Source organism: Ensifer sp. ENS03 (assembly GCF_014852035.1).
GTDB classification, from domain to species: domain Bacteria; phylum Pseudomonadota; class Alphaproteobacteria; order Rhizobiales; family Rhizobiaceae; genus Ensifer; species Ensifer adhaerens.
The window spans coordinates 309,518-321,558 of sequence record NZ_JACVAV010000007.1 but is presented as its reverse complement, the minus strand read 5'-3'; the positions used below and the strand labels follow the sequence as shown (position 1 = coordinate 321,558).

Annotated in this window: 15 protein-coding genes; 6 read left to right on the top strand and 9 right to left on the bottom strand. The window is 61.2% G+C overall.

Features of this window, described 5'->3' with window-relative positions:
• Position 1: 1 nt before the first annotated feature.
• From IB263_RS23750 to IB263_RS23725, 6 genes are all read right to left on the bottom strand, one after another.
• Positions 2-1,534, bottom strand: coding sequence for an SPOR domain-containing protein (locus IB263_RS23750; protein WP_192439107.1), 1,533 nt, complete (start codon positions 1,532-1,534; stop codon positions 2-4).
• Between the two features lie 181 nt (positions 1,535-1,715).
• The gene (locus IB263_RS23745; protein WP_089044569.1) at positions 1,716-2,450 is read right to left on the bottom strand and encodes a hypothetical protein; all 735 of its coding nucleotides are present in this window, start codon (positions 2,448-2,450) and stop codon (positions 1,716-1,718) included.
• Positions 2,451-2,736: 286 nt separating this feature from the next.
• Positions 2,737-3,345: a transglutaminase-like cysteine peptidase gene (locus IB263_RS23740; RefSeq protein ID WP_034795974.1), complete on the bottom strand. Its 609-nt coding sequence runs from the start codon at positions 3,343-3,345 to the stop codon at positions 2,737-2,739.
• A gap of 219 nt (positions 3,346-3,564) precedes the next feature.
• Positions 3,565-3,822, bottom strand: a complete 258-nt coding sequence (locus IB263_RS23735) for a hypothetical protein (RefSeq protein WP_156400714.1) — start codon at positions 3,820-3,822, stop codon at positions 3,565-3,567.
• Between the two features lie 219 nt (positions 3,823-4,041).
• Positions 4,042-4,650: a PilZ domain-containing protein gene (locus tag IB263_RS23730; RefSeq protein ID WP_034795971.1), complete on the bottom strand. Its 609-nt coding sequence runs from the start codon at positions 4,648-4,650 to the stop codon at positions 4,042-4,044.
• 109 nt (positions 4,651-4,759) lie between these two features.
• Positions 4,760-5,401, bottom strand: a complete 642-nt coding sequence (locus IB263_RS23725; RefSeq protein ID WP_234798738.1) for a PAS domain-containing protein — start codon at positions 5,399-5,401, stop codon at positions 4,760-4,762.
• A 355-nt stretch (positions 5,402-5,756) separates the two neighbouring features.
• On the opposite strand from IB263_RS23725, the gene IB263_RS23720 reads away from it, so the two are divergent.
• Both IB263_RS23720 and IB263_RS23715 read left to right on the top strand, forming a co-directional pair.
• A complete protein-coding gene (locus IB263_RS23720; RefSeq protein WP_034795968.1) occupies positions 5,757-6,488 on the top strand; it encodes a rhomboid family intramembrane serine protease in 732 nt (243 codons plus the stop codon).
• Between the two features lie 261 nt (positions 6,489-6,749).
• On the top strand, positions 6,750-7,178 hold the full coding sequence (locus IB263_RS23715; RefSeq protein ID WP_034795965.1) for a CBS domain-containing protein: 429 nt from the start codon (positions 6,750-6,752) through the stop codon (positions 7,176-7,178).
• Positions 7,179-7,311: 133 nt separating this feature from the next.
• On the opposite strand, the gene IB263_RS23710 is transcribed toward IB263_RS23715, so the two are convergent.
• The 3 genes from IB263_RS23710 to folE form a co-directional block, all read right to left on the bottom strand.
• Positions 7,312-8,271, bottom strand: a complete 960-nt coding sequence (locus IB263_RS23710; protein WP_034795962.1) for a patatin-like phospholipase family protein — start codon at positions 8,269-8,271, stop codon at positions 7,312-7,314.
• A gap of 398 nt (positions 8,272-8,669) precedes the next feature.
• Positions 8,670-9,122 carry a phosphoribosyl-AMP cyclohydrolase gene (gene hisI, locus IB263_RS23705; protein ID WP_060516845.1) on the bottom strand — a complete coding sequence of 151 codons (453 nt, stop codon included), beginning with the start codon at positions 9,120-9,122 and terminating at the stop codon, positions 8,670-8,672.
• A 24-nt stretch (positions 9,123-9,146) separates the two neighbouring features.
• Complete coding sequence (folE, locus tag IB263_RS23700) at positions 9,147-9,764, bottom strand: GTP cyclohydrolase I FolE (protein ID WP_034795957.1); 618 nt, start codon at positions 9,762-9,764, stop codon at positions 9,147-9,149.
• Positions 9,765-10,104: 340 nt separating this feature from the next.
• Between folE and IB263_RS23695 the strand changes: the two genes are divergently transcribed.
• The 4 genes from IB263_RS23695 to IB263_RS23680 are packed head-to-tail and all read left to right on the top strand — an operon-like array spanning position 10,105 to position 11,903.
• Positions 10,105-10,551: an iron-sulfur cluster assembly scaffold protein gene (locus IB263_RS23695; RefSeq protein WP_034795955.1), complete on the top strand. Its 447-nt coding sequence runs from the start codon at positions 10,105-10,107 to the stop codon at positions 10,549-10,551.
• Position 10,552: 1 nt separating this feature from the next.
• Positions 10,553-10,927 carry a membrane protein insertion efficiency factor YidD gene (gene yidD, locus IB263_RS23690; protein WP_089044573.1) on the top strand — a complete coding sequence of 125 codons (375 nt, stop codon included), beginning with the start codon at positions 10,553-10,555 and terminating at the stop codon, positions 10,925-10,927.
• Positions 10,924-11,352, top strand: coding sequence for a DUF2267 domain-containing protein (locus IB263_RS23685; RefSeq protein WP_060516848.1), 429 nt, complete (start codon positions 10,924-10,926; stop codon positions 11,350-11,352). Before yidD ends, IB263_RS23685 begins: the two co-directional genes overlap by 4 nt.
• 11 nt (positions 11,353-11,363) lie before the next feature.
• Positions 11,364-11,903 carry a DUF1697 domain-containing protein gene (locus tag IB263_RS23680; RefSeq protein ID WP_192439106.1) on the top strand — a complete coding sequence of 180 codons (540 nt, stop codon included), beginning with the start codon at positions 11,364-11,366 and terminating at the stop codon, positions 11,901-11,903.
• Positions 11,904-12,041 lie beyond the last annotated feature (138 nt).

Genomic DNA, 12,041 nt, shown 5'->3' with positions numbered 1-12,041 from the left:
GTTACTGCTGGCTGGCCCAGCAGGAGATGCCTTTCTTCTTCAAGGCCTTGCAGGCGTTGACTGCCGAATTCTGGTCATCGAAGCCGCCGAAGCGGGCGCGGTAGACCTGGCCGAAGGCGACGGTGAACGGCTGCGCGTTGCGCAGTGCCTTGCCGCCCTTGTCCTTGGCGTTGCCGAGCAGCGTCATGGCCTGATCCTTGTCCGGAGTGGCACCGATCTGAATCACCCAGCCCTGCGGCTGCGCCGGCATCGGCTCGGCCTTTGCGACTTCAGCAGGCTCTGCCTTGGCAACAGCCTCTGCCTTCTTCGGCACGGAATTGGTGATCTGGGTGTCGACCATCGCTGCGGTCGCAGGCTGGCGAAGCTTCAGGCTCTGCGCGTCGAGCGTGTTGGGAACGATTTTCGGAGAAAGGACAGGGTTGTCCGATGCACGCTTGTTGCCGGCATAGGCCATCTGCACGCTGCTGGCGCTTTCGCCGTTGTAGCGGAAATCCGGAACGGGACCGGTGTTGGGCAGGTCATGGCCAGTGGCGACGGCTGCGACGACCGGCGTCTCGGCAACGGGCGCTGCGGCTGCAACCTGGGTCTCTTCGGCCGGAACGGGGGTCGGCTTCGTCTCGGCAATCAGGTTGCCATTGCCGCGACGCGATGCGTCCGGCATGTACTTCGCGACCAGGCGGCGCATCTGTGCATCGCGGCTGGCGCCCGAGGTGCCGCCCATGACGACGGCGACGATGCTACGGCCGTCGAACTGGGCCGAGGTCACGAGGTTGAAGCCGGAAGCGCGCGTGTAGCCGGTCTTGATGCCGTCGACGCCGCGCACATTGCCGAGCAGGCGGTTGTGGTTGCCGATGGTCTGCTTGCCGAAGCGGAAGCTGCGCGTGGAGAAGTAGTCGTAATACTGCGGGAAATGCTGGCGAAGCGCGAGCCCGAGGCGGGCCTGGTCGCGCGCGGTCGTGCGCTGTTCCGGATTGGGCAGGCCGTTGGCGTTGCGGTACGTCGTGCGCGTCATGCCGAGCGCGCGCGCCTTGTTCGTCATCATGCGGGCGAAGCGTTGCTCGGAGCCGCCGAGATACTCGCCAAGTGCCGTGGAGGCATCGTTGGCCGACCGTGTAACGAGCGAAAGGATCGCCTGTTCGACGGTGATCGACTGGCCGGCGCGCACGCCGAGCTTCGACGGGGGTTCCGCGGACGCATTCTTCGAGAAGGGAATCTGCGTGGACTTGCTGATCCGACCGGCTTCGAGCGCCTCGAAGGTGAGGTAGAGCGTCATCATCTTGGTGAGAGACGCCGGATAGCGCAGTTCGTCGGCATCCTCGCCATAGAGGATCTTGCCGGTCTTGGCATCGACGACGATGCCCGAATATTTGGGATTGGCGTAGGTCGACGCCGCAAAGCCGGGCAACACAAAGGCGACCGAGGCAATGGTGCCTGCCAGGACGACCCGCTTTACCATCTTTGAAAGAGCGCCGAACGGGCGCTTCGCGAGATCAAAAAAACCGGTTTGGGACACTACGCTGCTCTTTATTCTCATGTCATGGGGTTGTCCGGACGCCGCCTCCGGGAACGACCGTTCTCGAGACAGTATCGGCATAGCGTTACCAATCGGTTTATGATGAATGATTGGTTTCCGGAATCGGACGCATTCGTACAAAGACAATTCCGGTGTAGCGCAATGATGCGGTGCCTGCCTGCACCACATCAGTTGGACGAAATCAGGGCACGATTCGGCTTTTGATGAAAGCTGTAATCGCGTTGTCGATTTCCTTCCATTGCGGCAACAGTTTATTGGCGAAGCGGTAGAGCACGACGAGGTCCTTGCCGGCATGAATGTCGCGCTGGCAGTCGGCGCTGGTCGATATGGTTTGCGCATCGGATTTCAGGCAGCGGACCACGTAGGGCGCCTGGCCTGTCCGCTCCGCAGTATAAAAGACTTCGCCTGCGTAGCTGGAGGCAGCTTTGGTCGCATGTAAAAGCAGTCCGTTCGGCCCGGGGGATGGAGTGCCGTCGAAGACCTGCTTGTAGATCGGCTCCACCCGACCCGACATGTCGCGGGACATCGTGCTTTGCGAAATCTGCAGGAAGATCAGATTTTCAGGCGCGTCGACGTCGTTGAAGAGGTCGCGATTTTCGTCGCTGTAACCTTCAAGGCCGGGCCATGTCAGGTAGACATCGACACGCCCGACGATCGAGGTGGCACGTTGGGCCTCGAAGCGGATCATGTTCGCCGGCAGCCGCAGATGATCCTGTCCGATGAAGATATCGTAGGGCTCCCTGCTGGCGGTGTGACCGGCCAGCGCCAGGTTTTCGCCGAACCATCTTCCCGCGAACGCGATTGCCGCCGTCAGGGCTGCGAGCACAACAACGACCGCCGTCACCCGGTAGATGAAGCGGGCCGACAGCAGCGGCCGGAGTTCCGGTTCGTCTATCCCGTTTGGAGCGTTGCTCATGGTGGCCGTCCCGTCGCGTTGGCCGCGCCCAAGTCGAGTGTCGAGCCCTTGGTTGGCGGCGGACCGAAGTGTGGCGGACGCCGCTTGCCCGACGCTGGTCGAAGACGGTTAACTTTCGATGAATGCCCTATGCCTGCGTGCGTCCGGGGAGACAAGGCCGCATAAAAAAACGGCCGGTTCCGAGGGACACGGAACCGGCCGAGGCTCGGTCTGGACGGGGAAAATGGACTGACCGAGGCCCGTTGGGAGACGTCCGCCGGGTGGCGGCTCGCCTGTGTTTCAGATCTTACTGTGTGCGAACGCTACCGACGGCAACGGTGCGGCCGTCCTGAAGCTTGACCCAGCGGCCGGAATGCTCGGTCGATTGGCGCTTGAGGTAGGTGTATTCGGTATCCGACCACAGCAGCACCTTGTTGCGCATGTTGTCGAGGATGAAGTCGCCGCGGTCGGTGCGAACGGTGAGGACGGCATGGCCGTCGCCATTCGGCTGCAGCACGACGGTGATCAGCAGGTCGGATGCGGAGAAGCCGTTTTCGATCAGCTTGCGGCGCTTCAGGAGGACGTAGTCTTCACAATCGCCGACGGTTTCCGGATAGGACCACTTCTCTTCGACGCCATGGATTTCCATGTCGGTCATCGGAGTGATCGCCTGGTTGACGTCGTAGTTGATCTCGAGAATTTTCTGCCAGCCTTCGCGGGTCAGCACCATCGGGCCGCCATCCTTGCCGTTGGAGGTGCACTCCGACGCATAGATCTTGCAGAACTCGTAGTGGCCGATCGGCGGGTTGGTGGAGCCGGTCACGACCATGTTGGCCGGAAGCGCCTGAGCCGTGCCGAAAAGGCCGCCGGTGAAAAGGACCGCAACCGCGATCAGCTTGGTGATTGTCTTGAGCATGATTGTCTCCCCGTTATGGTTCGACAATGGCACAGACGTTTTTATCGCTCGCGAACTTGCGAGCTAAAAACAAGTACAAATGAAAGTCGTATAAGAATAAAACAAGAATAGAATTTTATTTGTATTTGAATCGAATTTGAATCAAATTTTATCGATTTTAGCTCCGCCCGCTGGTGGAGACGTAATTTGTTAAGCATTTAACCCGCTGTATTTGCTTGGTTATGCGGGAAACGAGCGACTGGGCGGTGCAAAAACTGCGGCGCGGCCACGGCAGGAGATGCGTCTTTGCAGCGTCTGTACTTGCCACTTCAGGAGAGTTTTGACTTGAAATATGCGTTTTCGCTTGAATTCCACCGGAAAAATATTTGCGGACGACGAGAGCATTTTGATCGCGGCGCCGGACTTGTCTCGAAATGATCCAGGCGCGGATGCGGCGCGCTTCTGCTCGCGAATACCGCTCCGGTTGCCACCGATCATCGTGTGTCTTCGGGCTCGGGGACGTAGGGCCTAAGCGAGCACGCCTTTAGCGCGTTCCCTCGGGCGTAGCCGAGCGGAGCGATGTGGGAGCGGGGGTTCTTTGCCGCACAAAAGAAGCACGAAGACGGTTTTATGTCTGAAGGACAGTTCGGGAGATGGTCGGGCTAGGAGCGTTGCTCAATGCAAGGCGGGTAGCCGAAGGACGGCGCAGGCGCGCCGTTAGAGGAATTCGGTCAGTGCCTCACGGGACTGGATGCCCAAGAACTCGATGGCGCAGCCTTCCTGGAAGTGACGGACGATCCGGCCCTTCATATTTCCCAGGAGGATGGCGGTTCCGATCGGCGGGCGGTTCTCGATGTCGACGGCAGCACCGGACAGCGAAAGGTCGATGATGCGGCACGGGAACTTCTCGCCGGTGTCGAGCGTCAATTCGGTTACCGTTTTGCGCGGCGCAAGGCGATCGTGGCGGCGGTCTTCGGGCAGGCCGAGCTCATGCTTGTTGGCGATCCAGGTGAGCTGGGCCGCGAGCTTCTCGCGCTTGCGCTCGGTCGCGTTGAGCTGGATGACGAAAGCGCCATCGGCGATGCGAGACACCGTGCCTTCGAGGCGACCGACGTGATCGACATAGGCGATGATGCGTTCGCCCGCGCGCGGCTGGGCCGGCGAGGAAAGCAGGACGTCGCCGGGCGACATGTCGATGGCGGTGCACTCGAACTCGTCACGATTGGCAAGCATCAGCCGCCCCGCCAGATTCACGGAAACGCGCTGGAACGCACCTTCGTGGTGCGGTTTCGGAGCGGTATTCTGTGCGTGCTGAAACGAGAACATGATGACTCTGTGGCGACATAGCTTGGCTGGCGGAGCTTAGCCTTTTCAAGTTAATAGAAGGTTCGTCCTCCGGTTGGTCCCTGACATCATCTCGGGACAGTCGGCGCGATCAATCGCGGCGCCCGCCCTCGAGGATGCGGAGATGCCCGAACTGGCGGAATTCGCGCGAAAATGCGCCGGCAGCAGGCGATTTCGCAAAGGCATCGCTCTGTCGCTCCGTTTCCTCGTCGCGAAACACAGCAGTCCGATCAGGGTCGAGAACCTTCATGCCCGTCGCATCGAGACATTCGATTGAGGTTGCATGCAACCAATACGGGCGGGAAAGAGGTGAGAGGGCGCCAAGGACCCGGTCACTTTCGCCTTCGCTGGAGGCAAGCGGCAAAAGCAGGGTTTCGATATCGACTTCCCGCGCGTCGGCGGTACGGCCCTTGGCCGAAAGCACGAGCGGCACACGGTGCGTCATGACCTGGCCGGTGATGCGCTGCGTTTTCGCCGCCTGGCTGCCGAGCCAGAGCATGCCGAATTGCCGCCCGCGCAGCTCCTGCCCGAAGAGGGCGCACACCTGGGTTCCCGCTAGGCGAAACGAGATGCCGGCATTGCGGTCGCGCTCGAGAATGAACAGGTTCGGCAGCAGCGTTCTGATGTCGGAAGGTTCAAGCTCGTCGCGGCGCGGAAGCTCGCGCTTCCCGCGAATGGTGTTCCAGTATCGGAAAAGCTCCGTCGTCGTATTGCTGCGCATCGCTTCTTTCATTCCATTCCTGCGGCCCGTTGTGTCCCGGTTCGAGACATCTTCGGCCATGCATTTCGGTTCTGAGGATTAAGGAGCGAAAACCGTGCCAGCCGGAAATTAAGGTTAACAAACGGTTTCCGTTGCAGTGCGCCGCCGCAACTGGCAGGGGAGGACATCACTTTACGAAGCGTTGTCTTCGGCACTTGAACTGGAGCTCGGATCTGAGCTTGGCGACCGTTCAGTTTTTGCTGGACGGTCTTTTTTTGTTTGCTTATGGCTGGTCGCCCCAACTCCAGTCCTAATTCCGGTGATGCCATGCCATTGCCGCGATCGCACAGGAATGTGTGGGCCGCATTGAGAGGAGAACACAGCAACCATGGAACGAGATCAGACGGCGACGCCACCGGAAGCAGAGCGCGACAGCGCCGCGAACCCGGCGCGCGAGCCGGCCTTCAATCTGCCGGCGGGGCTGACCTTCATCCTGCTGTTTCTGATCGCAATCCATGTTCTGCGAACCTACGTGCTGCCGCCGGCGATCGATCAGGAGATCATCTTCAACTTCGCCTTTCTCCCGGCCCGCTACGATCACCCATTGGCCGAGCAGGGGCTTGCCTGGCTGTGGAGCCCCGTCACCTATTCCTTCCTGCATGGAAGCTGGGAGCATCTGATCTTCAACATCTTCTGGATGGTGGCCTTCGGTGCGCCGGTCGTGCGGCGGATCGGCATGGGGCGTCTCGCCGTGTTCTGGTGCCTGTCGGCGGCGGCCGCAGTCGCGCTGCATACGGCGTTTCACTGGGGGGAAATGATCGTCGTCGTCGGCGCTTCCGGCGTGGTGTCCGGATTCATGGGGGCTGCCGCGCGCTTCGTCTTCTCGCCGAGCGGACGCATCAGCCGGCAGTTTGCCCATCTCAATCGCCGGCTCGACGTCGGTGAGGCTCTGGCCAACCGCTCGGTCGTGGTCTTTGCCGGTATCTGGTTCCTGACCAATTTCCTGATCGGCCTTGGCATGTTTACCCCCGGCGGAGCGGGCAGCGTGGCCTGGGAAGCGCATATCGGCGGCTTCCTCTTCGGCTTTCTGCTCTTCAGCCTTTTCGATCCGCGTGACTGACGGAGCGAAAGATCGGCGGACGGCGCTTGTGAGCGCTTGATTTCCCCAGGGCGCTGGCGCACCATTTGTTACGGTCGCCCGTGATCGAAAGACTGGGCGACCCGTGTAGGCCGGGAATCGAATGCCATCCGCGTCTGAGGAGCACGCGAGACGGCTTTCGCAAGCGGCCAGGGTACAGGTTCCATCGCCCGACCGTACCGCACGTGAGATGGCTGGACCTATCCCTGCCGACCCGGTGTTGTCGCAACGGGAGATGTGCGCATGTCAGTAAAAGCCATACTCGATGAAAAGGGCCGGAATGTCGTAACGGTCGGCCCTCAGATGACAGTCCAACAGGCTGCCATCCTCTTGCGTGACAATCATATCGGTGCGGTCGTCATCCTCGACGCGGACGATCAGATCGCAGGCATCCTCACCGAGCGCGACATCGTCGCAGCGATTGCCAAGCAGGGTTCGACCTGTCTCGAAAGGCCGGTGGCAGCGGTCATGTGGCAGAATGTCTATTGCTGCACCGAGGACATGTCGGTTCAGACCCTGATGGAAATGATGAGCAAGCTCAGGGCCCGTCACCTGCCGGTCGAAAGGAACGGCCAGCTTGCCGGCATCGTCTCGATCGGTGACGTGATCAAGCATCACATCCGCGCCATCGAGCACGAGACCGAACAGATCAAGGCCTATATCGCCGGCTGACAGGAAAGGGCGGCATTGCGCCGCCCTCTTAATCCCCCTGGGAGCCGCGAAGCACCCGTGTGTTCAGGATGCACCCTGGGCGACCGGTAAGTGCGCCGCCGCGTATCGCGGCTTTCATGCCGCGCACGCTCCGTCAGCGAACGAGCACTTCCTGCATGCGGCGAATTTCAACCAGCCTCGCTTTTGCCTCGTGGTAGCCGCGATCGATTGCTTCGCCCGCGCGATGGAATTCCGAAAGACCAATGTCGTTGAGTTTCGGGTGCAGCGCCAGGTCCGGCGGGTCGCCGGCAAGCCGGGCGCGGGAAATCCGGTCCTGGATGATGTTGAAGGCCTGGACCATGACGCTGGTCATGCCGAGGCGCGACTGGTGCGGCGCTTCCTTGGCGGGCGCATCCAGGGATTCAGCGCCGGCGCTGTGTTTGACGACGGCCGAGCGGCCATAGAGATCGTAGTTGAGGTTCACCGCGACGACGAGTTGCTGCTCATGGGCGCGGCACACCGAAACCGGAACCGGATTGACGAGCGCGCCGTCGATCAGCAAGCGTCCATTCGCCTTGATCGGCTCGAAGATGCCGGGCAGGGCGTAGGAGGCCCGGATCGCGGTGATCAGCGATCCCTTTTCAAGCCACACCTCGTGGCCGCTGTGAACTTCCGTTGCAACAGCAATGAACGGCCTGTCGAGGCCTTCGATGCTGAGGCCTTCCAAATGCTCCTGCATGCGCTTGGTGAGCCGCAGGCCGCCGAAAAGGCCGCCGCCGCCGATGGCGAAATCGAGCAGGCCGGCGATCCGGCGTACGGTGAGGGAGCGGGCGAAGGCTTCGAGTTCGTCGAGCTTGCCGGCAAGATAGCAGCCACCGACGAGCGCGCCGATCGAGGTGCCGGCGATCATGCCGACTTCGATGCCTTCTTCGTCGAGCGCGCGCAGCACGCCGATATGGGCCCAGCCGCGCGCGGCACCGCCGCCAAGCGCGATTGCGATCTTCGGTTTTTGCGGAGGTGGCGCCGGTTCAGGTGGCGTTGTCGAAATCGATGTTCCGTCCGGTCCGGACAGATCCGTAATCTGATTGTTACGCGTAAACGTCCAATTCAACATCCGGCACCTCCAACACCGCCGAATACTCCGCAGCGCGACACGTCGATGAGAATGCGCGAAGGTCGCTGTGGCAATTCATCGCTGACTAAACTTCCAGGGGTCGGGATTGATCCTGGAGAGAGGCAATTTCATGCGCGCGTCCTGGGGAGGCTCCGCCAAGCCGGCGCCGGTGCTGGCCTTGTCCGCTTCATTGCTGAAAGACTGGCACCTTTGTCTAAGGTATATCACCGATCCCACCGACGATTGCGGCACGACCGATAAACATTGGATACAGTTTGCAATACAGTTTGGAACGAGATCGTTCCGATTGCGCCGCATCCCTGCTTAAGGATTAGGCGCCCGGTTGGTTTCCAAAATATAAATATAGCATGCACCCGCGCCAAAAAGATGCGCGATGCTTAATTTTTATCATAGATCTCGGCGGGGTCGAAATGCCTGTGGTCGTCGGTGATTTTGACCGAGGCCTTGCCGTCTTCGGTGCCGACGGTGCGGTAGAAACAGGAGCGGCGGCCGGTATGGCAGGTCGCGTCGTGGCCGGCGACGGAAACCTTCAGCCAGATCGCATCCTGGTCGCAATCGGTGCGGATTTCCTTGACTGTCTGCAGGTTCCCGGAGCTTTCGCCCTTCTTCCAGAGGCTCTTGCGCGAGCGGCTGTAGTAGTGGGCCACGCCGGTCTCGATCGTCAGGGCCAGGGCCTCCGCGTTCATGTGGGCGACCATCAGCAACTCGCCGTCCCTGACGTCGGTGACGACGGCGGTGATCAGCCCCTTTTCATCAAAACGGGGAGTGAAGGCCGGACCGGTTTCCAGTTCGGCCTTGTCTGAGGAGGGAGCGTCGAAGGTGAGCGTCATGGAAAGGCTCCGTCTGTCGGAGCCTTACTTGAAGCCCCTGATCATCGTCATGAACCGCGCCTGCTCGGCCGGTTCCGTCTGGAAGGTACCCGTAAATGTGGTCGTCAGCGTTGTCGAGCCTTGCTTCTGCACGCCGCGCATCGCCATGCACATATGCTCGGCTTCGATCATCACGGCAACGCCGCGCGGGGCGAGCGATTCGTCGATCGCCCTGGCGATCTGCGCCGTCATCGATTCCTGCGTCTGCAGTCGGCGGCCGTAGATATCGACCACGCGGGCGATCTTCGACAGGCCGAGCACGCGCCCGTTCGGCAGGTAGGCGACATGCGCCTTGCCGATGATAGGCACCATGTGGTGCTCGCAATGCGAATAGAACGGGATGTCCTTGACGAGCACCATATCGTCGTAGCCGGCAACCTCCTCGAAGGTGCGGCCAAGCACGTCTTCGGCAGCCAGATCATAACCGCTGAAAAGCTCGCGGTAGGACTTGGCCACGCGCGCGGGCGTATCCAAAAGCCCCTCGCGCTGCGGGTCTTCGCCAGCCCAGCGCAAAAGAACGCGCACCGCTTCCTCGGCCTCCTTCTGGGTGGGGCGGCCGCTCGCATCGTCGAGCACAGGAAAATTCTTCACTATGGCATCCATAATGGCCTCTTTTAGCAATACGGGATTGCTTGACGTTTTATCTTTCGGACAACTCGCCACTGGCCATTCGCCTAACCCTGCAGGCTTGGGTTCCGTTGGCGGGCTCCGGGGCTTTCCGGTCCTGGCTTAGCAGTGCACTGGACCTTCCGGCACGGTTTCCCAAACAACAGGCGACATTGTTCCTCTTGCGGAACTGTCGCCCCAACACGACATAGCATATAGTATGGTGCCACAGAGATGAAAGAGGCGGAGCGTGTCGCGTCGTGCTTTTTTCCCGTCTACCGGAGAAAATCATGCGTCGATCACTCAAAACCGCGAAAAATCAGTCGGATCGCGTCAAATGATGGATGACATCTACAACAGCCGAATTCTCGAATTCGCCGGCAACATTCCCCGTATCGGGACGCTCGGCGATGCCGATGCGGACGCCACGGCGCATTCCAAGCTGTGCGGCTCCAAGGTGCATATCTGGTTGAAGATGGATGGCGACGTCGTCACCGATTTTGCCCATGACGTCAAAGCCTGCGCGCTCGGCCAAGCGTCGTCCTCGATCATGGCGCGCCATGTCGTCGGCGCCGGTGCTGAGGAGATCCGCCAGGCGCGCGAAGACATGCTGGCTATGTTGAAGGCGGACGGTGAGGGGCCTTCGGGCCGTTTCGAGGACATGCGCTTCCTGCGTCCGGTGAAGGACTACAAGGCGCGCCACGCATCGACCATGCTAACCTTCGATGCGGTCGTCGATGCCATCGAGCAGATCGAGGCCAGGCGACTGCTCGCGGCCGTCTGAGATGTGCGGCGAACCGAATTGCCGGCACGCTGCACATGAAAAGGCAGCGCCAGCGGTCCGTGGCCGAAACTGGTCGGGTCCCTTTCGCAAGACCCCCGGGCGGCTCTTAGGCATGGCGCTCATCCGCGCCTATCAGCTCACGCTTTCGAGCTTTATCGGCAATTCGTGCCGACACCTGCCGACCTGTTCGGAATATGGCTATGAGGCGATTGCCCGCCATGGCTTCTGGGCCGGAGGCTGGATGACGCTGTTTCGCGTGGCGCGCTGCGGGCCGGGCGGAACGCATGGTTTCGATCCTGTGCCGGAGCGGCTTGAACCGCGCCTCGTATGGTACGCGCCGTGGCGCTTTTGGCGGCCGCGGCCGAAGATTGGATGACCGCCATGCCCATGCCGATGGAGTATCGTCAGGCTTCCTTAGACTTCGAGCGCTTCCTTCTCGATGCCCGCGACTTGGCCGGGCTGCAGACGACGAACCAGGCCTATACGATGGTCCAGGCGGTACTGCAGACGTTTCGGCGCCGGCTCGATATCGAGGATGCCATTCTGTTTGCCGACATCCTGCCGCCTGTCATTCGGGCGATCTTCGTTGCCGAGTGGGACCTTGAAGAGCCGCGGCTCCCGTTTTCGGGTCGCATCGCCATGACCCGCGAGGTACAGGCGCTGCGCCCGGATCACAATATTTCCCCGGACAGCGCCATTGCAGACGTCGCTGGCGCCTTGCGTCGCAACATCGACGAGGCGAAGCTCGACCGGGTGCTCGCGCGGCTGCCGGCGGGCGCTGCGGATTTCTGGCGCGCCTGACAAGGGGAATGATGAACAGCTACGTCGCCTTGCTTTACAGCATCGTTCTCGGGCCCGGCCGCCGGGTCGTCATGGCTGACCTCAAGAAGATGGCGGAAGGGCTCGGCTATCAAGCGCCGCGGACGTTGGTCGCAACAGGCAATCTGGTGTTTCAGACCGGACAAACGTCCACTCGGAACCTCGAAATGCCGCTTGAGAAGGCCTTTACCGAGACGTTTGGCCGGCACGTCGACATTCTTGTCCGGTCGGGCGCCGATTGGCAGACGCTTGCCGCAGCCAATCCCTTCCATGAGGAGGGCGAGGCGGACGCGACGCAGGTTCATGTCCGGGTGATGCGCGAACCTTTGACGGAAGCGGCGCTCGAAGGGCTTCGGCGCTACTGCACCGCCGGCGAGCGACTGGCGATCGTCGATGGCGATCTCTGGGTGCATTTCCCGGGCAAGGCGAGCGAATCGAAGCTGCTCGGCGCCATGACCACCAAGCGGCTGGGCATCGGGACGTTCCGCAACTGGAACACCGTGAAGGGGCTTTGCGAGATGCTGCGCAGCTAGCGTCCGCCGCAGCCTTTGCCTTTACTCACTTTCGAAAACCCTTTATCAGGCTACGGCGTGTTTCCGCGGGTCGTCCTCCGGCTCGGGGAAAAACACGCAGCAATCCAAAGCACTACAGCGATCTCTGCGCGTCTGACG

Excerpts from the sequence above, each read along its gene's own strand:
- IB263_RS23750 (WP_192439107.1), bottom strand. The coding sequence starts at position 1,534 with ATGAGAATAAAGAGCAGCGTAGTGTCCCAAACCGGTTTTTTTGATCTC.
- IB263_RS23745 (WP_089044569.1), bottom strand. The coding sequence starts at position 2,450 with ATGAGCAACGCTCCAAACGGGATAGACGAACCGGAACTCCGGCCGCTG.
- IB263_RS23740 (WP_034795974.1), bottom strand. The coding sequence starts at position 3,345 with ATGCTCAAGACAATCACCAAGCTGATCGCGGTTGCGGTCCTTTTCACC.
- IB263_RS23735 (WP_156400714.1), bottom strand. The coding sequence starts at position 3,822 with ATGATCGGTGGCAACCGGAGCGGTATTCGCGAGCAGAAGCGCGCCGCA.
- IB263_RS23730 (WP_034795971.1), bottom strand. The coding sequence starts at position 4,650 with ATGTTCTCGTTTCAGCACGCACAGAATACCGCTCCGAAACCGCACCAC.
- IB263_RS23725 (WP_234798738.1), bottom strand. The coding sequence starts at position 5,401 with ATGAAAGAAGCGATGCGCAGCAATACGACGACGGAGCTTTTCCGATAC.
- IB263_RS23720 (WP_034795968.1), top strand. The coding sequence starts at position 5,757 with ATGGAACGAGATCAGACGGCGACGCCACCGGAAGCAGAGCGCGACAGC.
- IB263_RS23715 (WP_034795965.1), top strand. The coding sequence starts at position 6,750 with ATGTCAGTAAAAGCCATACTCGATGAAAAGGGCCGGAATGTCGTAACG.
- IB263_RS23710 (WP_034795962.1), bottom strand. The coding sequence starts at position 8,271 with ATGTTGAATTGGACGTTTACGCGTAACAATCAGATTACGGATCTGTCC.
- hisI (WP_060516845.1), bottom strand. The coding sequence starts at position 9,122 with ATGACGCTCACCTTCGACGCTCCCTCCTCAGACAAGGCCGAACTGGAA.
- folE (WP_034795957.1), bottom strand. The coding sequence starts at position 9,764 with ATGGATGCCATAGTGAAGAATTTTCCTGTGCTCGACGATGCGAGCGGC.
- IB263_RS23695 (WP_034795955.1), top strand. The coding sequence starts at position 10,105 with ATGATGGATGACATCTACAACAGCCGAATTCTCGAATTCGCCGGCAAC.
- yidD (WP_089044573.1), top strand. The coding sequence starts at position 10,553 with ATGTGCGGCGAACCGAATTGCCGGCACGCTGCACATGAAAAGGCAGCG.
- IB263_RS23685 (WP_060516848.1), top strand. The coding sequence starts at position 10,924 with ATGACCGCCATGCCCATGCCGATGGAGTATCGTCAGGCTTCCTTAGAC.
- IB263_RS23680 (WP_192439106.1), top strand. The coding sequence starts at position 11,364 with ATGAACAGCTACGTCGCCTTGCTTTACAGCATCGTTCTCGGGCCCGGC.